We start from the raw sequence: 20,308 nt of genomic DNA, 5'->3' as shown, positions 1-20,308 counted from the left end.
GTGCCATCACTAAGCGGTGCCGCGATAGAGCAAGTACGATTCTCTTTGCTCGGAAAACGCATCCAATTCGTCGGCCCAGAGCGTCGTCACCTCGTCGACGTCGGCGTCCGCCTCGATGGCGAGGCGAACGGCCTGGTTGCCGGTGAGCTTGTCCAGCCAGAACGAGGTCGTGTCCTGCGAGCGCCACCCGTACTGCGGGTAGGCGCGGCGCTGGGCGATGATCATCGCGAGCGCCGTCCGGATCGGGTCGAAGTCCCGCCGCGAGGTGACCTGGAGTTCGACGCCGCCGCAGACCTTGCCGGCCCATTTCGAGAACGTCGGCGTGAAGTAGGCCTCGCGGAAGCGGGTCCCGGGCAGCCCTTGCACGGCCTCGGCCCACGCGTGGTCGATGCCGGGAGCCCCGAGCAGTTCGAACGGCTTGGTCGTGCCGCGCCCCTCCGAGAGCGCGGTGGCCTCGAACAGGCAGGTTCCGGGGTAGGCGGCGGCGGTGGCGACGGTGGGCATGTTCGGGGAGGGCGCGACCCACGGCAGGCCGGTCTCCTCGAAGTGCATGCCCCGCTTCCAGCCGCGCATCTTGACGACGTGGAGGTCGGCCGGGGCGGGCACGAACTCGCCGTTGAACAGGGACGCGAGTTCGCCCACGGTCATGCCGTGGCGCTGCGCGATCGGCTTGAGGCCGACGAACGTGGCGTGCTCGGGGTGGAGTACGGGCCCGCTCGCCTCGCGGCCGGTGATCGGGTTCGGGCGGTCGAGCACGACGAACCGCAGGCCGAGCTGCCCGGCCGCCTCCAGGGCGAGGTACATGGTCCAGATGTAGGTGTAGAACCGCGAACCCACGTCCTGGATGTCGAAGACGAGGGTCTCGACGCCGGTGTCGGCGAGGAGCGCGGCCATCTGGTCCTTGTTGTTGTACGCGTTGTACACCGGGAGGCCGGTCTTCGGGTCGAGGAAGAAGTCCTCGCCCTCGCCGGCCTGCGAGACGCCGCGGAAGCCGTGCTCGGGGCCGAACACGGCCGCGATGTCGACCTTGCCGCCGGCGTGCATGCGGTCGACCTCGTGGCTCAGGTCGGGGAGCACGCTCGTGGGGTTGGCGATGATCCCGACCTTCTGGCCGGCGAGTTCGGCGAAGTCGTCGTCGGCGAGGACTTCGATGCCGGTGCGGACCCTGCGGCCTCCGGCCCGGGCCGGGACGGCGGCGGTGGTCGCGAGTGCGGCCCCGGCGAGGGCGCTCCCGAGGAGTCGTCTGCGCTGCATGGAATCCGCCCCTTCACTCGTACGAGAGGCCGTGGCCGAAGGCGTACAGGACCGATTCGGGGTCGTCGGCCCGCGGGATGTCCACGGGCAGCCGCCCCTGCGGGTCGAGGTGCCCGAGGACGGCGGCGACGGCCGATTCGAGGGCGTCGGCGGAGTACGAGTAGGTCGCCAGGTAAGCGTTGACGTCCTCGGTGAGGTGCGCGATGTCGTAGGGGTTCCTGACGCCGAGCGCGACCACGGGCACGCCGGTGGCGGCGAGCGCCTTGACGAGTGCCGCCTGGGAGGGGTTGTCGGCGACGCCGTTGGTGCTGACCACGATGAAGCTCTTACCGTTCGCGGCGGCGACGGCGGCGTTGATCTGCGCCTGCGTCGGGGCGATGCCGGTGACGACCCGGGTCGGGGTGAAGCCGCGCTTCGTGAACTCGGCGGTGAGAAGGTTCGTGGTGGTCTCGCCCCAGCCGGTGACCAGCAGCGGGCCGCCGTCGTGGGGGACCGGCAGGATCCCGTCGTTGTGGACGAGGGTGGTAGTGCGGTCCGAGAGTGCTTGGGCCGCTTCGAGATTCGCGGTGGTGCCGACGATCGCGGCCACCTCGTCAGGGTCGGCGTACGGGTTGTCGTACAGCCCGAGCCGGTACTTGAGTCCGAGGATGCGCGTCACGGACTGGTCGATGCGCCGCTCGGTGAGCTCGCCGTCGGCGACGGCGTTGAGGACCGCGTTGTATGCGAGGTCGAGGTCGACGGGCATGAGCAGCATGTCGATCCCGGCCTGCAGCGCGAGCACGGGGATGCGGTCGTCGCCGTAGCCTTCGCGCACGCCCTCCATGGCGAGGGAGTCGGTGACGATGACGCCCTCGTAGCCGAGCTCTTCGCGCAGCAGCCCGGTGAGGATGGGCTTGGAGAGCGTGGCGGGGGTGAGGGTCGGGTCGAGGGCCGGGAACTGGATGTGGGCGCTCATGATCGCGCCGACCCCGGCGTCGATCGCGGCGCGGAACGGCGGCGCGTCGACCTCCTGCCACTCCTCGTAGGTGTGGTCGATCTGCGGGAGGTCGGTGTGGCTGTCGTCCTCGGTGTCGCCGTGGCCGGGGAAGTGCTTCACCGTGGCCGCGAGGTCGCCGCGGGCCTGGTAGCCCTCGACCTGGGCGGCGGCGAAGCCGGCGACGTGGGCGGCGTCGGACCCGAAGGAGCGCACGCCGATCACCGGGTTGGCCGGGTTGACGTTGACGTCCGCGTCCGGCGCGAAGTTCAGGTTCAGGCCCATCGCGCGCAGCTCGGTGCCGCTGATGACGGCCGCGTCGTAGGCGGCGCCGGTGTCGTGGGTGGCGCCGAGCGCCATCGCGCCGGGCAGCTGCGTGGCGGGCGCGGTGATGCGCACGACGAGGCCGTGCTCCTGGTCGGTGGCGATGAGCAGCGGCTCGCCGCCGTCCGCTGTGGACGCCGCCTGGAGGCCGTTGGAGAGGCCGGTGATCTGGTCGGGGTTCGCGACGTTGTTGGACCACGCGAAGTAGATGATGCCGCCCACTTTGTACGTGGCGATGAGCTCGGCGGCGTTGTCCACGCCGTGGGTCTCCTGGTTCTTCGCCACGTCGGCGGCGTCGGTGGTGTCGGCGGTGCGCCCGTACGCGTAGACGGTGAAGAGCTGGCCCACCTTCTCCTGCAGGCTCATGGCCTTCAAGCGGCGCTTGACGAACCGCTTCTCGCTCTGGCCGCCGCCTGCTGCGGCGGTTCCGGTGGTGGCGGCAGCGGCGGCGGCGCCGAGGGCGGCGGCGAGCACGGTCCGGCGGGGATGCGTCATGGGCTCCTCCAGGGTGGGGCGGCCGGGATCGACGCGGCCCTATATGAGCCGGTTATCCCGATCGGCTCATCCTGGCAGAAAACTTCAAGTCAAGGCAAGACTACGGAGAATATTTTCAAGAGAGGATCAGTCGAGCGCCGGGACCGCGAAGTGGAGGGTCCCGGCGTCCGCGTCGAGGCGGGCCTCGACGCCCAGCGGGATCGTGAGCGATCCGGCGCAGTGCCCGAACCCGAACTCCTCCACCACGGGCACGCCGATGCCGGCGAACTGGTCGTACAGAACCGCTCTGACCCCCTCATAGGGGCCGCAGTCGGCCCAGGACCCGAGCACGACACCGGCGAGCCCGTCGAAGTACCCGGCCCGCCGCAGCTGCGTCAGGGCCCGGTCGATGCGGTAGGGCTCCTCGCCGATGTCCTCCAGGAGCAGCAGCCCGCCCGCGACGTCCCGCCGGTGGTGGACCGTGCCGGCCTCGGCGGCCAGGAGCGTCAGCGTGCCGCCGAAGGTGACCCCGGTGGCGGCGCCGCCCCGCAGCGGCGCGGCGGTGGGGGAGTCGATGCGCTGCACCCGTTCGGGTTCGAGGAGGTGGAGCCGCAGGTGCTCCTGCATCCCGGGGCCGCCGGTGAACTGCGTCCAGGTCGGCATGGGGCCGTGGACCGAGGCGACGCCCAGTTCCAGCGCGATCGCCTCGTGCACGGCCGTCATGTCGCTGAACCCGATGAACGCCTTCGGTTCGGCCCCGCGCAGGGCCTCCCAGTCGACGAGCTCGATCATCCGCTGCGAGCCGTACCCGCCGCGCGAGGCGATGACGGCCGCGATCGACGGGTCGAGCCAGGCCTTCGCGAAGTCGGCCGCCCGCGCCTCGTCGTGCCCGGCGAGGAACCCCGTGGTCGCGGCGGCGCTCGGCATCACGACCGGTTCTAGGCCCCAGCCGCGCAGCACCGCGAGCCCGGCGTCCAGGCCGCCCTGGGGGAACGGGCTCGCGGGGGAGACGACCGCGATGCGGTCGCCGGGGACGAGCCGCCTCGGGCGGCGCAGCGGTGCGAGGCTCAAGGCCGCAGCTCCAGGTCGAAGTCGGGGCCGGGGAATGCGAAGACCTCCGCGTACAGGGCGTGCTCGGCGAGCACCGCGTCCACGATCGTCGCGTCGCGGCGGAAGCCGTGCTGCTCGCCCTCGTAGGTGCGGTAGGCGTGCGGCACGCCCCGGCCCGCCACGGCCTGCAGCAGCTTCTCGGCCTGCGCGGGCGGGCACACCTCGTCCTCCAGGCCCTGGAGCAGGATGAACGGCACCTCGATGCGGTCGGCGTGGTGCACGGGCGAGCGCTCGGCCGACCGCTCCTCGAGGACCTCGGGCGGGCCCACGAGCGAGTACACGTACTGCGATTCGAAGTCGTGCGTGTCGTTCCCGGTCCAGCCCGAGAGGTCCAGGATCGGGTACTTCACCACCGCGCACGCATAGACCCCTTGGGACGCAGGCGAAGTGAGCGAGGCGGCGGCGGTCCAGCCGCCGGCGCTGCCGCCCCGGATCGCGATGCGCGCCGGATCGGCCGTGCCCTCGGCGGCCAGCGCCCGGGCCACGGCCGCGCAGTCCTCCACGTCCACCTCGCCCCAGCGTTCGCGCAGCCGCTCCCGGTACTCGCGCCCGTATCCGGTGGACCCGCCGTAGTTCACCTCGACCACGCCGATGCCGCGGGAGGTGAAGTAGGCCAGCTCCATGTCGAGCACCGCCCGCACGTGGCTCGTGGGCCCGCCGTGGACCCACACCGCGTACGGCGGCAGTTCCCCCTCGGACCCTTCGTACTCGGGGTTCCGGGGCGGGTAGACGTGCGCGTGGATCTCGCGGCCGCCGACGCCCGTGAACGTGCGGTGCTCCGGCACCGGGTAGTAAGTCGGGTCCACAGTGTCCTTGTGCTCGGCGGCGACGACCCGGGTCGTGCCCGCCATGGTGTCGACCTCGACCACCTCGTAGCCGGTGGCGGCGCTCGCGGCCAGGCCGTACACCCGGTCGCCGACCGCGGCGATCCCCGGCGCCCACTCGGTCCAAGGCCCTTCCACGAGGTTCATGGTGCGGTCCCACGCGTCGAAGACGCCGAGCCGCCCTTCGCCCCTGCCGTGCACGGCCGCGATGTCCCCGCTGGCGAGGATGCCGAACCAGGCCTTGCCGAGGTCCCACATCGGCCCGGCGAACTCGGCCTCGGCCTCGTGCACCGCGCCGGACTCCAACGTGAGCGGGTCGATCCAGTGCAGGTTCCACCAGCCGGTGCGGTCCGAGGCGAAGACCAGCGTGTTGTCGCGGGACCACTCGACCTGCGCGATCGACTCCCCGCCGCCCCCGGCGACCGTGCGGGTCTCGATGAGCTTCCCGTCCCCGGTGACCTCGGCGACCCGCAGTTCCGTCTCGTCCCAAGGCATGTGCGGGTGGTTCCAGGCGATCCACGCGACCGAGCCGCCGTCGGCGCTCACTTTCGGTCCGGTGAGGAACCGGTACGAGTCGTCGGTCAGCTCGCGCACCCGCGCGTCCTCCCCGTAACTGGTGAGGTCGACCGAGGCGAGCACCCGGCGGACGTCCGTGGGGTGCGGCCCGGTGTGCTCCTCCATGACCGCCCAGGCCTCAAACCGCTCCATGTCGACCACCGGGTCGGACCAGCGCAGCCCCCCGGGCGCCCGCGGCGCGGGGGAGACCGGCAGCGGATCGCGCCACCGGTCCGGCTCGAACACGTACAGGCGCTGGTCGTCGAAGTTCGTGAAGACGATGACCGGGCTGCCGTCCTCCCCGATCGCGCCCGCCCAGGGCCGCCCGCCATACTCGTGGACCCGGTTGCGCACGTTCCAAGGCGCCGGCAGGACCGACTCGACGGTCCCGTCGGCCTTCAGGCGCATGAGCGCCCGCCGCCCGCCCTCATCGGGACGCGGCTCGGTCCACCACAGCTCCGAACCGACCGCGCCGAGGTACCCCGGCCGCCCGTCGGCGGCCGCGACCATGTCGACGGTGATGGGCGATTCCCAAGCACCGTAAGGGGACTGCTGCACCATTGCGGTGTTCTCCTCTATGCGTTCCGCAGGAAGTCGTCCAAGACCCGCAACCCGAACCCGAGCCCGTCCACCGGCACCCGCTCGTCGACGCCGTGCGCGAGCCGCCCGTACCCCAGCTCGGGCGTCTGCCCGAGCGGGGAGAAGCCGTAGCCGGTGATGCCGAGCCGCGCGAACTGCTTCGCGTCCGTGCCGCCGGACATGCAGAACGGCACCGGGTGGCCTTCGGGATCGAACTTCTGGATCGCCGCGCGCATCGCCGCGAACGCGGGGGAGTCCACCGGGGCGGCCAGCGGCTGCGTCCGGTGCTGGTACTCCCAGGCCACGTCAGGGCCGCACAGCTCGTCCATCGTCGCAGCGAACTCGGCCTCGCCGCCGGGCAGCACCCGGCCGTCCACTTCGGCATAGGCGTGCTCGGGGATCACGTTCACCTTGTACCCGGCCCGCAGCACCGTGGGGTTCGCGCTGCTGCGCAGCGTCGACTCCACCAGCTGCGCCGCCGGACCGAGCTTCGCCACGAGGCCGTCCACGTCGTCCAGATCCGGCTCCACGCCGTAGACCCCGGCGAGCTCCGTCAGCGCCGCCCGCACCGTGGGCGTCAACCGCAGCGGCCACTCGTGCGCGCCGATCCGCGCGACCGCCGCCGCCAGCCTGCTCACCGCATTGTCCGGATTCGCCCGCGAACCGTGCCCGGCCGTACCGCGCGCCGAGAGCCGCAGCCACGCCGTGCCCCGCTCGCCCGCCCCGATCGGATAGATCCGCAACCCGTTCCCGCCGTGGAAGGTGAAACCGCCCGACTCCGAGACGCCCTCCGTGCAGTCCGCGAACAGGTCCGCGTGGGCGTCGGCGAGGTACTCCGAGCCGAACTCGGCGCTGGCCTCCTCGTCGGCGGTGAACGCGATGACGATCGGCCGCCGCGGCTTGACACCGGCCCGCGCCCAGGACCGCACCGCCGCCAGGACCATGGCGTCCATGCTCTTCATATCGATGGCGCCGCGGCCCCACAGCATGCCGTCGCGGATCTCCCCGCCGAACGGATCGACGCTCCAGTCCGCGGCCTCGGCCGGGACCACGTCGAGATGCCCGTGCACCAGCAGCGCCGGCGCGTCAGCCTCGGCCCCCTCGATCCGGGCGACCACATTGGAGCGGTTCGGCGCCTTCTCCAGGATCTGCGCCGCGACCCCGACCTCGGCGAGCCTGGCGACCACGTACTCGGCGGCCCCGCGCTCGTTCCCGTCCCCGCCGCCGTAGTTGGTCGTGTCGATGCGGATCAGCTCCGCCGTGAACCGCACGACCTCCTCAAGCGCTTGCGCGTCAACCATACTGTTCCTCCATCGCCGCGGAGGCGATCGTCGTGACAGCTTTGAAACACCGGATGGCCTCGTACATCGTCGGGAGCTCGAACCCGATCCGCCGCTCCGCGACGCGCTCCACGCCCGGGATCACCGTGACCGCCCCGGCCAGGTGCTCGGCGTCGAACTCGACCTCGATCCGGTGCGGCTCGACCACCGGCTCGCGCCGCCCGGCCAGCGCCACCGCCTCGGCCGCGCCCTTGCGGATCGCGCGCACCGCCCACTTCGGCGTCCGGCACGCGGCCGAGTACCGCGAGACGTAGTCCTTCACCGCGATGCCGACCGCCTTGGGCGCGTACGCATGCGCGTCTTCGATCGTCTTGTCGTCACCGGTCACCATGATCACCGGCACCCCGAACTCCGCCGCGACCGCCGCGTTCAAACGGCCCTCGCTCGCGCGCACGCTGTCGAGCCACACGCCCGTGATCGTGTTCGCCAGATAGGTGTGCGCGAGCACGCCCTCCAGGCCCGCCCCCGCGTGGTAGCCCAGGAAGACCACCGCGTCCACACCCTGCACGCCCTGCATCATGGACAGGTCCTTGTGCCGCCCGCTGACCACCGTCACCGGCCACTCGAACCGCTCGGGCATGAGGTTCCGCATCGACCAGTGCGCGTCGTTCACCACGACCTCCCGCGCCCCGCCGCGGTGCAGGCCCTCCACGGCCGCGTTCACCTCATCGGTGAACAACGGCCGCATCCGTTCCCAACCGGGGCCTCCCGGCAGCACGTCGTCGGGGCAGGTGACGCCCGTGGCGCCCTCCATGTCGGCACTGATCAGGATCTTCACGCGGCCATCTTCGCATCCCCGTGCAAGGCGCGGTCGAGATGGCACGCGACCAGGTGCGGTTCCGCCTCGGGCCCAAGCACATGCAGATCCTCACCGCTGCACTGGTGCAGCACCGCGGCCGCATTTCCGGAGGCCACCTCCTGGCAGCGCGGCCGGAACCGGCACCCGCCCGGGATCTTCGACGCGTCCGGCAGCTCGCCGGCCAGCACGATCGGCTCCGCCACCGCCGCCTTCACCGCCGGAGCGGCCGGCAGCACCGACACCAGCGCCCGCGTGTACGGATGCCGCGGCGCCGTGAGCACCTGCTCCACCGGCCCCTGCTCCACGATCCGCCCCAAGTACATGATCGCGATCCGGTCCGCGATGCTCCACGCCAGACCCAGGTCGTGCGTGATCACCAGCGCCCCCAGACCCTGCTCCTCCTTCAGCCGCAGCAGCAGCGACAAGATCTCGCCGCGCACCGACGCGTCCAGCGACGCCACCGGCTCGTCCGCGACGAGCAGGCTCGGCTGCAGCACGAGCGCCCCCGCGATCACCACGCGCTGGCGCTGCCCGCCCGAGAGCTCGTGCGGGTACGCCAGGAAGAACTGCTCCGGCGGCCGCAGGCCCGCCCGCGACAGCGCCTCGGCCACCCGGCCCGGCTCGTCGTCGTGGATCTTGTGGATCCGCAGCCCCTCGGCCACCGCGTCGTACACCGTGTGCCGCGGATTCAGCGCCCCCGTCGGGTCCTGCAGCACCAGCTGCACCTGCCGCCGGTACGCCTTCAGCGCCCGCGTCGAGTACCGCAGCGGCACGCCGTCGAACGCCACCGTCCCGCCCGTCGCGCGCTCCAGCCCGAGCAGCGTCCGCGCCAGCGTCGTCTTCCCGCAACCGGACTCGCCCGCCAGCGCCACGATCTCGCCCGGCGCCACGTCCAGGTCCACCCCGTCCACGGCCCGCGCGACCCGCCCGCCCGGCAGCCCGAACTCGACCCGCAGGTCCCTGGCGGTGAGCGTCTTCTCCTCAGAGGACAACGGGCATCCCTTCCTGTGCGACGAAACAAGCACTCACCCGCGCCGCGTCGGCGACGCCCGCGGAACCGCGCACGGGCACCGCGAGCAGCTCCGGCGACTCCGCGCCGCACCGCTCCACCGCCACCGCGCACCGCGGCCGGAAGGAGCAGCCCTCCGGCAGCCGCACCGGATCCGGCGGATCGCCCGCCAGCCCGCCCGGGCTCATCCGCGCGGCCGGGTCCCCGATCACCGGGAACGCCGCGCTCAACGCCGCCGAGTACGGGTGCCGGGCGTTCGCGAACACCTCGCCCGCCGGACCCTGCTCCACGATCCGGCCCGCGTACATCACCGCCGCCCGGTCGCACACCGCCGACAGCACCGACAGGTCGTGGCTGATCATCATCAGCCCCACGCCCCGCTCGGTCACCAGCTCCGCGATCAGCTGCAGCACCTGGGCCTGCACCATCACGTCCAGCGCCGTCGTCGCCTCGTCCGCGATCACCAGGTCCGGGTCGCACGCCAGCGCCATCGCGATCATCACGCGCTGCCGCTGCCCACCCGAGAGCTCGTGCGGGTAGCTGCGCGCCCGCGACGCCGGCAGCCCGACCCGCTCCAGCAGCGCCTCCGCCCGCCTCGCCGCCGCGGCCGGCGTCGTCTTCGCCTCGTGCACCAGGATCGGCTCGGCGATCTGCCTTCCGATGCGCTGCACCGCGTTCAGTGAGTGCATCGCCCCCTGGAACACGATCGACGCACCCGTCCACCGCACCGCCCGCAGCCGCCCCCACCCCATCTGGAGCAGGTCCTCGCCGTCGAGCAGGATCTCCCCGCTCACCTCGGCGCTCTTGGGCAGCAGCCGGAGCACCGCCATCGCCAGCGTCGACTTCCCGCACCCCGACTCCCCGGCGATGCCCAGCGTCTCCCCGGCGTCCACCGCCAGGTCGACGCCCCGCACGGCCGGGAGCCGCCCGCGCGAGCCCCGGTAGGTGACCCGCAGGTCCTTGAACTCCAGGAGCACTACGACTCACCCCGCAGCCTCGGATTGAACACGGCCTCCAGGGCCCGGCCGCACAGCATGAACGCCAGCACCACCAGCAGGATCGCCAGGCCCGGCGGCAGCAGGTACCACCACGCGTGCGCCGAGACCGCCCCGTTCTCGGAGGCGCGGTTGAGGATCGAGCCCCATGACACCACGCCCGGGTCGCCCAGGCCCAGCCACGCCAGCGAGGACTCCATGAGGATCGCCGAGGGCACCAGCAGCGTGGCGCTGGCGAGCACCAGCGGCAGCACGTTGGGGAGGATGTGCTTGGTCATCTGGTGCCAGTGGCCCGCGCCGAGCGCCTTCGCGCGCTCCAGGTACGGGCGCGACTGCACGGTGAGCGTCTGGGCCCGCACGAGCCGGGTCGTGCCGGGCCAGGAGACGAGGGCGATCACGGTGATGGTGGTGGCCATGCTGCGGCCGAGGACGGCGAGCAGCGCGATGGCCACGACCAGGCTGGGCAGCACCATGAACCAGTCGGAGAGGCGCAGCGCGATCCAGCCGTACCAGCCGCCGATGTGGCCGCTCGTGACGCCGACGGCGGTGCCGATGACGATGGCGACGACGGTGGCGGTCAGTCCGATCACGAGCGACAGGCGCGAGCCCCAGAGGGTGAGCGCGAGGACGGAGCGGCCGGTCTCGTCGGTGCCGAGCGGGTATTCGGCGCTCGGCGGGGCCATGCGCCCGCCGGTGGCCTGCGTGACGCTGAGCGCGGACGCGTCGATGAGGACCGGGGTGGCGATCGCGAGGACCACGATGGCGCCCAGGAGGACCAGGCCCCACATGCCGGTCTTCTGGCTGCGGTAGGCGGCCCAGGACCGGGAGAGGGACTGCCGCCGCCGCGCCCGTCTGAGGGCGCGCGGGGAGAGTGCGTTCGTTGCCGTCATGACCTGCGGATTCTGGGATCGATGAACCAGTAGAGGATCTCGGCGCACAGCACGGCGAGGATGGTGGAGCTGGAGAAGAGCACGAACAGCGCCTGCAGCACGGGCCGGTCGGGGTAGAAGATCGAGTTCACGAACAGCGTTCCGAGGCCGGGCCAGCTGAATACGGTCTCGGTGACGATGGAGCCGTTGACGACCGAGCCGAGCGCGAGGAACACGAGGGTCACGGTGGGCAGCAGCGCGTTCGGCACGGCGTGCTTCTGGCGCACCTCGTCGTCGCGCAGCCCCTTGGCGCGGGCGGTGGTGAGGTAGTCGCTCCCGATCTCGTCCAGAATGGACGAGCGCATGATCATGAGGTACCCGGCGTAGACCACGGCCGTGTAGGTGAGCACCGGCAGCACGAGGTGGTAGCCGATGTCCACGGCCTGCGACCAGAAGTCCGGCGGGGTGCTCGGCGAGCGCATCCCGTTGACGGGGAACAGCCCCAGGTACCGGGCGAAGACGAGGATGACGATCATCCCGAGCCAGAACGTGGGGGCCGAGTAGAGCACCAGGCCCGTGGCGACGTGCCCGCGGTCGAACCGGCTGCCCTGCTTCCAGCCCGAGCGGGTGCCGATCCAGAAGCCGAGGACCACGGCGAGGACCATGCCGGTGCCCGAGAGCAGGAGCGTGGCCGGGAGCCGCTCGACGATGAGGTCGAAGATCGGCCGCCGGTACTGGAACGACTCGCCGAGGTCCATGGTGAGGGTCCCGGCGATGTAGTCCCAGAACTGCTGCCATAGGGGCTGGTCGAGGCCGAGCTCGGCCCGCATGGCCGCGCGCTGCTCGGGCGAGACCGGCCGCTCCTTGGTGAGCTGGTCGATCGGGTCGCCGGCGATGAGCCGGAAGATGAAGAACGAGGAGAACAGCACCAGCAGCAGCGAGACGGCCGCGCCGCCCGCGTGCTTGAGCAGGTACCGCCCGAAGCCGCTGGAGACGCGCCGTTCACCGTGCTCATTGACGTCTCGCGGGCTTCGACGAGACTGGGCGCGCCCCGCGGACGGAGCCTCGGTCGAGGCCCCGTCCGCGGGTGGAGGAGCGTCCGTCATTCGCGCTCGTCGGCCGTCTTCTTGCGGCGCATCACGAAGACCACCGCGGCCGCCGCGATGGCGACGGCGCCCGCCGCGACCGCGATCCACACGCCCGCGGGCACGCCGCCGGTCTCTTCAGCGTCGGCGGGCTGCGCCGTGTAGTACGCCCACGTGAAGCCCTGCTGGCCGGTGTACATGCCGCCGGTCGGCTGCGCGGCCATCCCGGTGACCCGGTCGTGGTTGTAGGCCTCCATGACGTTCTGGTAGTACAGCCAGATCACGGGGGCGTCGGTGTACAGCATCTCCTGCTGCCGCTTGACGAGCTCGGCGCGCGCGGCCGGGTCGGACTCGACCTTCTGCTGCTCGTGCAGGGCGTCGTACTCGGGGTTGCAGTAGGAGTTCTCGCTCGAGCGCTCCGAGCCGTCGGTGAGGGTCGGCAGCACCGCGCAGGTGTGCATGCCCAGCTGCTCGGTCGGGTTGGGGCCGACGCCCCAGCCGGAGAACGCGATGTCGAACTCGCCGAGGTAGGCGAGGTCGTTCAGCGTGCCCTGCTCGATCGCCTGCGCCTCGACCTGGATCCCCAGCTCGGCCCACCACTCGGTCACGAACTCCACGATCGTGGCGTACGCGGTGTTGTCGGCGTGGTGGTAGAACCGGAAGTTCAGCGGCTCGCCGCCGCCGGGCATGGTCCGGATCCCGTCATCGCCGCGCGCGTAGCCGGCGTCGTCGAGCAGCCGGTTCGCCTCGGCCAGGTCGAACTGGACCAGGGCGTCGCCGCCATCCCAGTGCCACTGCTCGAAGATGGAGGGCATCAGCGAGGTCGCCGGGCTGCCGCTGCCGTCGAGCACGGTGTCCACGAGGGCCTGCTTGTCGATCGCGGTGTGCAGCGCCTGGCGCACCACCGGGTCCTTGAGCGCGGGGTGGCCGTCGCCGAACTCGGTGCCGTCCTGCGTGACCGTGCCGTGGTTGATCGTGAGGGAGACGTACCGGCGGCCCTGCACGTCGTTGGTGGTCACATGCTCCTGCGAGGCGAGCGCCCCGATCTGGGCCGGGTTGAGCCCGCCCTGCATGCCGCTGCCGACGATGTCGACCTCGCCGGCCTCGAGCGCGGCCACGGCGGCGTCAGTCTCGAGGTAGTAGGTGTAGACGACCTCGTCGAAGCCCGGCGCGCCCTCCCAGTACTCCTCGTTGGCGTCGAGCCGGATGAACTCGTCGGTCTTGTACTCGGCCACCTGGAACGGGCCGGAGCCCACGAGCGGCAGCTGGTTCGCGTCGTCCGCGGACGGGTCCGGGTACTGCGACCAGATGTGCTCGGGGACGATGTAGACCTCGCGGCTGAGCACCTCGGCGGGCGCGGGCTCGGCGAGGGTGAGCACGAACGTCGAGTCGTCGGGCGCCTCGGCGCTCACCAGGTTGGCCGCGAAGTCGATGTTCCAGTCGTGGATCGCCTGGTTCTCGATGAGCAGGCCGTACGTGTAGGCCACGTCCTTCGCGGTGAGCGGCTCGCCGTCGGACCAGGTCGCGCCCTCGCGGATCTGGAACGTCCACGTCAGACCGTCCGGGGACTCCTCCCACTCGGTCGCCAGGCCGGGCACCGGCTCGTAGTTCTCGGCGCTCATCCGCACGAGCGTCTCGTACGTCATCATGCTGGTCTCGTAGGTGATGACGAACCGCCGCTTGAACGGGTTGAAGGTGTCGACCTCCTGGTTGGTGGCGATGCGGAGGCTGTCGGTGTCGTCCTCCTGGGCGGTGGCGCCGGGCGCGGCCACCGCGAGCGCGCCGGCCGAGAGGGCCAGCGCGGCGACGGCGGAGAGGCACCGTCGCATCAGGGCGTGGGGATTCATGGGGTGCATGTCCTCGCATTCGGTTCCAGGATTCGGGCGCCCCGGCGGGCACGCCACCGGTCCTCGATGTACCGACCAGAATGACGGAACACTTCTTGAGTTGTCAATGAAGTGAAGAAAGTTTTCATTGCTGCAACATGATCCGGTTCGTCGCGGCGAACCCGCTGAGCGATCCGGCGGTTTCGACTAGATTCATGACACTACCGAGAGTCACGTGGAGGTCGCAGTGTGGGATTGGCTGTCCGACGCGCTCGTCGCACACCCCGAGATCGCGATCTTCCTGGCCCTCGGACTCGGCTTCTTCGTCGGCAAGTTCAAGATCAAGGGCATCGCCCTCGGGCCCGTCACCGGGACCCTCCTCGCGGGCGTCCTGGTCGGCATCCTCTTCGCTGGGCTCGACATCCCCGACCTCGTCAAGACCGTCGCCTTCGTGGCGTTCCTGTTCGCCCTCGGCTACAACGTCGGGCCCCAGTTCTTCGCCGGGCTCCGCGGCGACGGCGTAAAGCAGGTGGTCCTCGCCGTCATCAACTGCGTCTTCGGCCTGGTCGTCGTCATCGTCCTCGCAAAGCTGCTCGGCTACGGTCCCGGTTGGGGCGCAGGGCTCCTCGCCGGCGGCCTCACCCAGTCCGCCGTCATCGGCGTCGCCGACTCCGCCATCAGCGCCCTCCCCGGCCTCAGCGCCGACGAGGTCAAGGAGCTGGAGTCGCAAGTGGCCGTCGGCTACGCCGTCTGCTATCTCTTCGGCACCGCCGCCGCCGCGTTCTTCCTCTCCACCATCGCCCCGAAGATGCTCGGCTCCAAGGACCTCGCCGCGGACGCCCACGAGATGGAGCAGCGCCTCGGCGTCGCCAAGGAGCCCGGCATCGGCAAGGCCTACTACTCGGTCGTGCGCCGCGCCTACCGCATCCACGACGACGCCGCCACCGGCCGCACGGTGGGCGAACTCGAGGCCCGCGCGCTCGAACTCGGCCACCGCGTCATGTTCCACGACCTGCGCCGCGACGGCCGGGTCCTGCCCGTCCAGCGCTCGACCGCGCTGGAGCCCGGCGACGTGGTCACCCTCGCGGCCCGCCGCCCCGACCTCGTGGCCCTGGACCTCGACCGCTGGACCGAAGAGGTCGACGACGAGGAGCTCCTGTCCTACTCGATCGAGACCCTCGCCATCGTCATCACCAAGAAGGCGCTCGTCGGCATGTCGATCGGCGACGCCTTCGCCGCGCACGCCCCGCGCCTGTTCGTGACCAAAGTGGTGCGCGGCGGCCAGGAGCTGCCCTGGAGCGACGCCACCGAGATCCACCGCGGCGACGAGATCACCGTCCAGGGCGGCAAAGAGGAGGTCGAGGCCGTCATCGGCGACCTCGGCTACCCCAACCGCTCCAGCGACGCCACCGACATGAGCTACGTCGGCATGGGCATCGTCCTCGGCTGCCTCATCGGCGTCCCCACCATCGCCGTCGCAGGCGCGGACATCGGCCTCACCACCTCCGGCGGCGCGCTCATCATGGGCCTGGTCTTCGGCTGGCTGCGCGCCAAGACGCCCACCTTCGGGCAGTTCCCGCCCGCCGCGAACTGGATGCTCTCCACCGGCGGCCTCTGCATGTTCGTCGGCATCGTCGGCATCATGGCCGGCCCCGACTTCGTCTCCGGCGTCAGGGAGGAAGGCCTCAGCCTCGTCTTCGCCGGGCTCGTCGTCACCCTCCTGCCGATGCTCCTCACCATGTTCCTCGGCAAGTGGCTCTTCAAGATCCCGGTGCCGGTGAACCTCGGCATCACCGCCGGCGCCAACACCACGACCGCGTCCATCGGCGCGATCACCGACACCGCGAAGAGCCAGATCCCGGTGCTCGGCTACACGATCCCCTATGCCATCGGCAACGTCCTGCTCACGATCTGGGGCGCGGTCATCGTGGCCGTGCTCGCCTGAACCGCACCAGAAGGCCCGAACCACAGAAAGGCAGCGACATGTCCAAGGTCGACCGCGACGAAGAGCAGCGCCTCGAAGGGCTGAGCCCCTTCGAGCTGAAGAACCGGCTGATCGAGCTCGCAGGCGAGAACGAGCGCGCCAACGCGCTCGCGATGGTCAACGCCGGACGCGGCAACCCCAACTGGACCGCCACCGCCCCGCGCGAGGCCTTCTTCCTCCTCGGCCAGTTCGCGGTCACCGAGACCCGGCGCGACTGGGACGAGTTCGAGGGCCTCGGCGGCATGCCGCAGGCCGACGGCATCGCCGAACGCCTCGACACCTTTCTCAAGGCCAACGCGAACGCCCCCGGCGCCTCCGCCCTCGCCTCCTATGTGGCCCATGGTGTCGAGCGGCTCGGCTTCCAGCCCGACGCGTGGGTCGGCGAACTCGCCGACGCGATCATCGGCGACCACTACCCGGTGCCCGACCGGATGCTCACCCACATCGAGCAGGTCGTCCACGCCTACCTCGACGCCGAGATGGGCGGCGCGCCCGACGGCGGCTGGGACCTCTACGCGGTGGAGGGCGGCACCGCCGCCATGTGCTACCTGTTCGACTCCGCGCAGGTCAACGGGCTCCTGAACCAGGGCGACCGGATCGCGCTCATGGTCCCGATCTTCACCCCCTACCTGGAGATCCCGCTCCTGGAGCGGTACGCCTTCGACATCGTGGAGTTGGAGGCCTCCCGCACCACCGAGGAGGGCCTCCACACCTGGCAGTATCCGGACGAGGAGATCGACAAGCTCAAGGACCCTTCGATCAAGGCGCTGTTCCTCGTCAACCCGTCCAACCCGCCCTCGGTGAAGCTCGCCGAGGCCACGCTGGAGCGCATCCGCGGGATCGTCGCCAACGACAACCCGGGCCTGACGATCATCACCGACGACGTCTACGGCACCTTCACGAACGGCTTCACCTCGCTCATGTCGAGCCAGGCCGCCAACACCATCGGCGTGTACTCCTTCTCCAAGTACTTCGGCTGCACCGGCTGGCGCCTCGGCGTCATCGCCGTGGCCCGCAAGAACGTCTTCGACCAGCGCATCGCGGCACTGCCCGCGGAGAAGACCGCCGCGCTCAACGAGCGGTACTCGACGATCACGCTGGAGCCGTGGAAGGTCAAGTTCATCGACCGGATCGTGGCCGACTCGCGGGACGTGGCGCTCAACCACACCGCGGGCCTCTCGACCCCGCAGCAGGTCCAGATGGCGCTGTTCTCCCTGCACTGCCTCACCGACGCCGAGGACGCGTACAAGCGCGACTGCCAGGCGATCATCGCCCGCCGCCTCAAGGCCCTCGTCGAGGGCCTCGACGTGCCCTACCCGGCCGACCCGGAGGCCGCGAACTACTACGTCGAGCTCGACCTGCTCAGCTGGGCCCAGCGCAACTGGGGGCCCGAGTTCGCCGACTGGATGCAGGCCAACTTCGAGCCCGTCGACCCGATCTTCCGCCTCGCGGAGGAGGAGTCGGTGGTCCTGCTCAACGGCGGCGGCTTCGACGGTCCCGAGTGGTCGGTGCGGGTGAGCCTGGCGAACCTGCGCATGGACGCCTACAAGCGGATCGGGTCGGCACTGCGCGCGATCGGCGAGGAGTACCACTCGCAGTTCCAGAACCAGCGGCGTTAGCGGACGGAGAGAAGATGGACTGGGTCAAGGAGACGCTCTCGGACACCCCCGAGATCGCGCTGTTCCTCTGCCTCGCACTGGGGTTCGCGCTCGGCAAGGTGCGGATCTGGAAGATCTCCCTGGGCGGCGTCGCGGGCACGCTCGTGGTGGCGATCCTCCTGGGGATGTTCGCGGACATCGAACTGAACGACCAGGTCAAGCAGATCGCCTTCGCCCTGTTCATCTTCACGCTCGGCTACGTCTCGGGGCCGACGTTCTTCGCCAGCCTCAACCGCAAGAGCCTCAAGTACGCCACGTTCACCGGGATCGAGGTCGTCTCGGTCCTGCTGATCACGGCCGCCGCGGTGCTCATCATGAACCTGGACGAGGGCACCGCCGCCGGGCTGCTCGCCGGCGGCGCCACCGAGTCCGCCGCGGTCGGCACCGCGACGGACGCGATCGGCCGCCTCGACCTGCCCGCCGACCAGATCGCCACGCTGCAGGCCAACGTCGGCACCGCGTACTCGATCTCCTACATCTGCGGCCTCATCACGATCGTGCTGCTCTCGAGCCAGTTCTTCCCGCTCATCATGCGGATCGACCTGCGGGAGGAGGCCGCGAAGCTGTGGGCGAAGCTCGGCGGCACCGCCGACGAGGACACCGCCGCACCGGCGGCCCCGGCGGTCGTCGGCCGCGAGTACCGGATCACCACCGCGGCCGGGCGCACCGTCGCAGAAGTCCAGGCGGACCTCGGCGACGCCACGATCGAGGAGGTCCAGCGGGACGGCGAGAAGGTCGCCCTCACCCCCGACCTGCCACTCGACCAAGGCGACCGCGTCCTCGTCGTCGGCCGCCGCGAGGCCCTCGTGGGCTCGGCGAACCGCATCGGCGAGGAGGTCGCGCTCGACGAGTCGATGGCGATGAGCCTCGACCTCGCCGACGTCGTCGTCACCCGCAAGGGCTACAAGGCGACCACGCTGGGCGAGATCCGCCGCGACTTCGCGGACGAGCGACAGGGCGTCTACCTCCAGAAGGTCACCCGCGGCGACCACGAGCTGCCGGTCAAGCCCTCCACGCTGATCCAGCACGGCGACACGGTGCGCCTCTCCGGATCGGGGCGCGACCTGAGTCGCGTGATCCCGATGGTCGGGTTCCGGCTCGACCCCGCGGTGCGGTTCGACATGGTGTTCATCGCGATCGGCGTCGTGCTCGGCTTCCTCATCGGCATGCTGGTGTGGACCGTCGGCACGATCCCGCTGACGCTCGGCACCGGCGGCGGCTGCCTCCTCGCGGGCCTCCTGTTCGGCTGGATCCGCTCCAAGCGGCCCACGTTCGGCCAGTACGACTCGGGCGCGGCGGACGTCATCAAGACGCTCGGCCTGGCGGTGTTCATCTGCGCCGTGGGGCTCTCCTCGGGCCCGCAGGCGGTCGAGCTCGTCGAGGAGTTCGGCTGGGGCCTGCCGATCGCGGGCGTCGCCATGACCGCGATCCCGGCGTTCGTCTCGTTCTTCGTGGCCTGGAAGCTCATGAAGCTCCCGGCCCCGCTCGTGCTCGGATCGGTGACCGGGCAGCAGTGCTCGACGCCGGGCGTGACGGCCGTGCAGGCCGCCGCGGGCAACGCGACGCCGCTCATGGCCTACACGATCGTCTACGCCTTCTCGAACGTCGTGCTGCCGCTGCTGGGCCCGATCGTCGTCGCCATGGCCCACGCCCTCGGCTAGGTCAGAGCCGCCAGGTCCCGTTGGTGTTCAGCATGATCGAGTACACCGAGTCGGTGGCGGTGATGAACAGGCGGTTCCGCTTGGGGCCGCCGAAGACCAGGTTCGACACCGAGGGCTGCGGGACCGGCAGCGTCGCCAGGTGCGTGCCGTCGGGGTGGAAGCAGTACACGTCCGCCGCGGCGGCCCACACGCGGCCCTCGACATCGACCCGCAGGCCGTCGAAGCCCCCGCCCGGACTCTCGGCGAACACCTCGCCGCCGGTCAGCTTCCCGCCGTCTACATCGAACCGCCGGAGGTGGCCGCCCATGGTGTCGGCGATGTAGAGCACCGACTCGTCGGGGGAGAAGGCGAGCCCGTTGGGCCGCTGGAAGTCGTCGGCCACGCGCTCGACCGCGCCCGAGGCCGGGTCGACCCGGTACACGTGGCAGCCGTCGATCTCCGGGTCGGAGCGGTGGCCTTCGTAGTCGCTCGTGATGCCGTAGGGCGGGTCGGTGAACCAGACCGCGCCGTCGGCGGACACCACGACGTCGTTGGGGCTGTTGAACCGCTTGCCCTCCCAGCGGTCGGCGACGACGGTGACCGAACCGTCCAGTTCGGTGCGTTCGACGCGCCGCGCGCCGTGCGAGCACGACACGAGCCGCCCCTGGCGGTCGAGGGTGTGCCCGTTCGTGTAGCCGGCGGGGGAGCGGAAGACGCTGACCGAACCGTCGGTCTCGTCCCACCGCATGATCCGGTCGTTCGGGATGTCGCTGAACAGCAGGTACTTCCCGGAGGGCACGTACACCGGGCCCTCGGTCCAGCGTCCGCCGGAGAACAGGCACTCGAGGTAGTCGTCGCCGGCGACGGTGAAGCGGTCGTCGAGTTTTCGGAAACCCACCGGAGCATTGTGCATCGAAACTCCTCGATATAGCCTGTTCGTGTGATCGTGCACAATCTCGACACGACCACTGCATGCGGCGCAAAGCCGCACTCACGTTAGCGCAATCCGA

15 protein-coding genes are annotated in these 20,308 nt (G+C 70.8%); 3 read left to right on the top strand and 12 right to left on the bottom strand.

Annotated elements, in window-relative coordinates; translation table 11 throughout:
- Nucleotides 1–9: 9 nt before the first annotated feature.
- The 11 genes from O2L52_RS06660 to O2L52_RS06610 form a co-directional block, all read right to left on the bottom strand.
- Complete coding sequence (locus O2L52_RS06660; RefSeq protein WP_270114569.1) at nucleotides 10–1,254, bottom strand: exo-beta-N-acetylmuramidase NamZ family protein; 1,245 nt, start codon at nucleotides 1,252–1,254, stop codon at nucleotides 10–12.
- A gap of 13 nt (nucleotides 1,255–1,267) precedes the next feature.
- Complete coding sequence (locus tag O2L52_RS06655) at nucleotides 1,268–3,046, bottom strand: glycoside hydrolase family 3 protein (RefSeq protein WP_270114568.1); 1,779 nt, start codon at nucleotides 3,044–3,046, stop codon at nucleotides 1,268–1,270.
- Between the two features lie 126 nt (nucleotides 3,047–3,172).
- Nucleotides 3,173–4,096, bottom strand: a complete 924-nt coding sequence (locus O2L52_RS06650; protein ID WP_270114567.1) for a S66 peptidase family protein — start codon at nucleotides 4,094–4,096, stop codon at nucleotides 3,173–3,175.
- Nucleotides 4,093–6,075 carry an alpha/beta hydrolase family protein gene (locus O2L52_RS06645; protein ID WP_270114566.1) on the bottom strand — a complete coding sequence of 661 codons (1,983 nt, stop codon included), beginning with the start codon at nucleotides 6,073–6,075 and terminating at the stop codon, nucleotides 4,093–4,095. Before O2L52_RS06645 ends, O2L52_RS06650 begins: the two co-directional genes overlap by 4 nt.
- Nucleotides 6,076–6,089: 14 nt before the next feature.
- Nucleotides 6,090–7,394 (bottom strand): M20/M25/M40 family metallo-hydrolase, encoded by a 1,305-nt coding sequence (locus tag O2L52_RS06640; RefSeq protein ID WP_270114565.1) that lies wholly within the window; start codon nucleotides 7,392–7,394, stop codon nucleotides 6,090–6,092.
- A complete protein-coding gene (locus O2L52_RS06635) occupies nucleotides 7,387–8,211 on the bottom strand; it encodes a M55 family metallopeptidase (protein WP_270114564.1) in 825 nt (274 codons plus the stop codon). Before O2L52_RS06635 ends, O2L52_RS06640 begins: the two co-directional genes overlap by 8 nt.
- Entirely contained in the window at nucleotides 8,208–9,224 is a 1,017-nt protein-coding gene (locus tag O2L52_RS06630) for an ABC transporter ATP-binding protein (protein WP_270114563.1), read from the bottom strand. Before O2L52_RS06630 ends, O2L52_RS06635 begins: the two co-directional genes overlap by 4 nt.
- Nucleotides 9,214–10,218, bottom strand: a complete 1,005-nt coding sequence (locus O2L52_RS06625) for an ABC transporter ATP-binding protein (protein ID WP_270114562.1) — start codon at nucleotides 10,216–10,218, stop codon at nucleotides 9,214–9,216. The genes O2L52_RS06630 and O2L52_RS06625 overlap by 11 nt, the downstream gene beginning before the upstream one ends.
- A complete protein-coding gene (locus tag O2L52_RS06620) occupies nucleotides 10,218–11,126 on the bottom strand; it encodes an ABC transporter permease (RefSeq protein WP_270114561.1) in 909 nt (302 codons plus the stop codon). The genes O2L52_RS06625 and O2L52_RS06620 overlap by 1 nt, the downstream gene beginning before the upstream one ends.
- Nucleotides 11,123–12,211 carry an ABC transporter permease gene (locus O2L52_RS06615; RefSeq protein WP_270114560.1) on the bottom strand — a complete coding sequence of 363 codons (1,089 nt, stop codon included), beginning with the start codon at nucleotides 12,209–12,211 and terminating at the stop codon, nucleotides 11,123–11,125. Before O2L52_RS06615 ends, O2L52_RS06620 begins: the two co-directional genes overlap by 4 nt.
- Entirely contained in the window at nucleotides 12,208–14,037 is a 1,830-nt protein-coding gene (locus O2L52_RS06610) for an ABC transporter substrate-binding protein (RefSeq protein WP_270114559.1), read from the bottom strand. Before O2L52_RS06610 ends, O2L52_RS06615 begins: the two co-directional genes overlap by 4 nt.
- 214 nt (nucleotides 14,038–14,251) lie before the next feature.
- Here O2L52_RS06610 and aspT (O2L52_RS06605) point away from each other — a divergent pair, with 214 nt between their 5' ends.
- Genes aspT (O2L52_RS06605) through aspT (O2L52_RS06595) form a run of 3 tightly spaced genes read left to right on the top strand, consistent with a single transcriptional unit; the run spans nucleotide 14,252 to nucleotide 19,319 of the window.
- A complete protein-coding gene (gene aspT, locus O2L52_RS06605; protein WP_270114558.1) occupies nucleotides 14,252–15,961 on the top strand; it encodes an aspartate-alanine antiporter in 1,710 nt (569 codons plus the stop codon).
- A 38-nt stretch (nucleotides 15,962–15,999) separates the two neighbouring features.
- Nucleotides 16,000–17,619, top strand: coding sequence for an aspartate 4-decarboxylase (aspD, locus tag O2L52_RS06600; protein ID WP_270114557.1), 1,620 nt, complete (start codon nucleotides 16,000–16,002; stop codon nucleotides 17,617–17,619).
- Between the two features lie 14 nt (nucleotides 17,620–17,633).
- Nucleotides 17,634–19,319, top strand: a complete 1,686-nt coding sequence (gene aspT, locus O2L52_RS06595) for an aspartate-alanine antiporter (RefSeq protein WP_270114555.1) — start codon at nucleotides 17,634–17,636, stop codon at nucleotides 19,317–19,319.
- 1 nt (nucleotide 19,320) lies between these two features.
- Here the strand turns inward: aspT (O2L52_RS06595) and O2L52_RS06590 are convergent, their stop codons facing one another.
- Nucleotides 19,321–20,211, bottom strand: coding sequence for an SMP-30/gluconolactonase/LRE family protein (locus O2L52_RS06590; protein WP_373897022.1), 891 nt, complete (start codon nucleotides 20,209–20,211; stop codon nucleotides 19,321–19,323).
- Nucleotides 20,212–20,308: the final 97 nt, after the last annotated feature.

The organism is Glycomyces algeriensis, assembly GCF_027622855.1.
In the GTDB taxonomy this organism is placed as follows: domain Bacteria; phylum Actinomycetota; class Actinomycetes; order Mycobacteriales; family Micromonosporaceae; genus Glycomyces; species Glycomyces algeriensis.
This window is presented reverse-complemented; position numbering and strand designations above follow the sequence as displayed.

Coding starts and splice junctions, on each gene's coding strand:
- O2L52_RS06620 (WP_270114561.1), bottom strand. CDS start 11,126: ATGACGGCAACGAACGCACTCTCCCCGCGCGCCCTCAGACGGGCGCGG.
- O2L52_RS06645 (WP_270114566.1), bottom strand. CDS start 6,075: ATGGTGCAGCAGTCCCCTTACGGTGCTTGGGAATCGCCCATCACCGTC.
- aspD (WP_270114557.1), top strand. CDS start 16,000: ATGTCCAAGGTCGACCGCGACGAAGAGCAGCGCCTCGAAGGGCTGAGC.
- O2L52_RS06615 (WP_270114560.1), bottom strand. CDS start 12,211: ATGACGGACGCTCCTCCACCCGCGGACGGGGCCTCGACCGAGGCTCCG.
- aspT (WP_270114555.1), top strand. CDS start 17,634: ATGGACTGGGTCAAGGAGACGCTCTCGGACACCCCCGAGATCGCGCTG.
- O2L52_RS06660 (WP_270114569.1), bottom strand. CDS start 1,254: ATGCAGCGCAGACGACTCCTCGGGAGCGCCCTCGCCGGGGCCGCACTC.
- O2L52_RS06590 (WP_373897022.1), bottom strand. CDS start 20,211: ATGCACAATGCTCCGGTGGGTTTCCGAAAACTCGACGACCGCTTCACC.
- O2L52_RS06655 (WP_270114568.1), bottom strand. CDS start 3,046: ATGACGCATCCCCGCCGGACCGTGCTCGCCGCCGCCCTCGGCGCCGCC.
- O2L52_RS06610 (WP_270114559.1), bottom strand. CDS start 14,037: ATGAATCCCCACGCCCTGATGCGACGGTGCCTCTCCGCCGTCGCCGCG.
- O2L52_RS06640 (WP_270114565.1), bottom strand. CDS start 7,394: ATGGTTGACGCGCAAGCGCTTGAGGAGGTCGTGCGGTTCACGGCGGAG.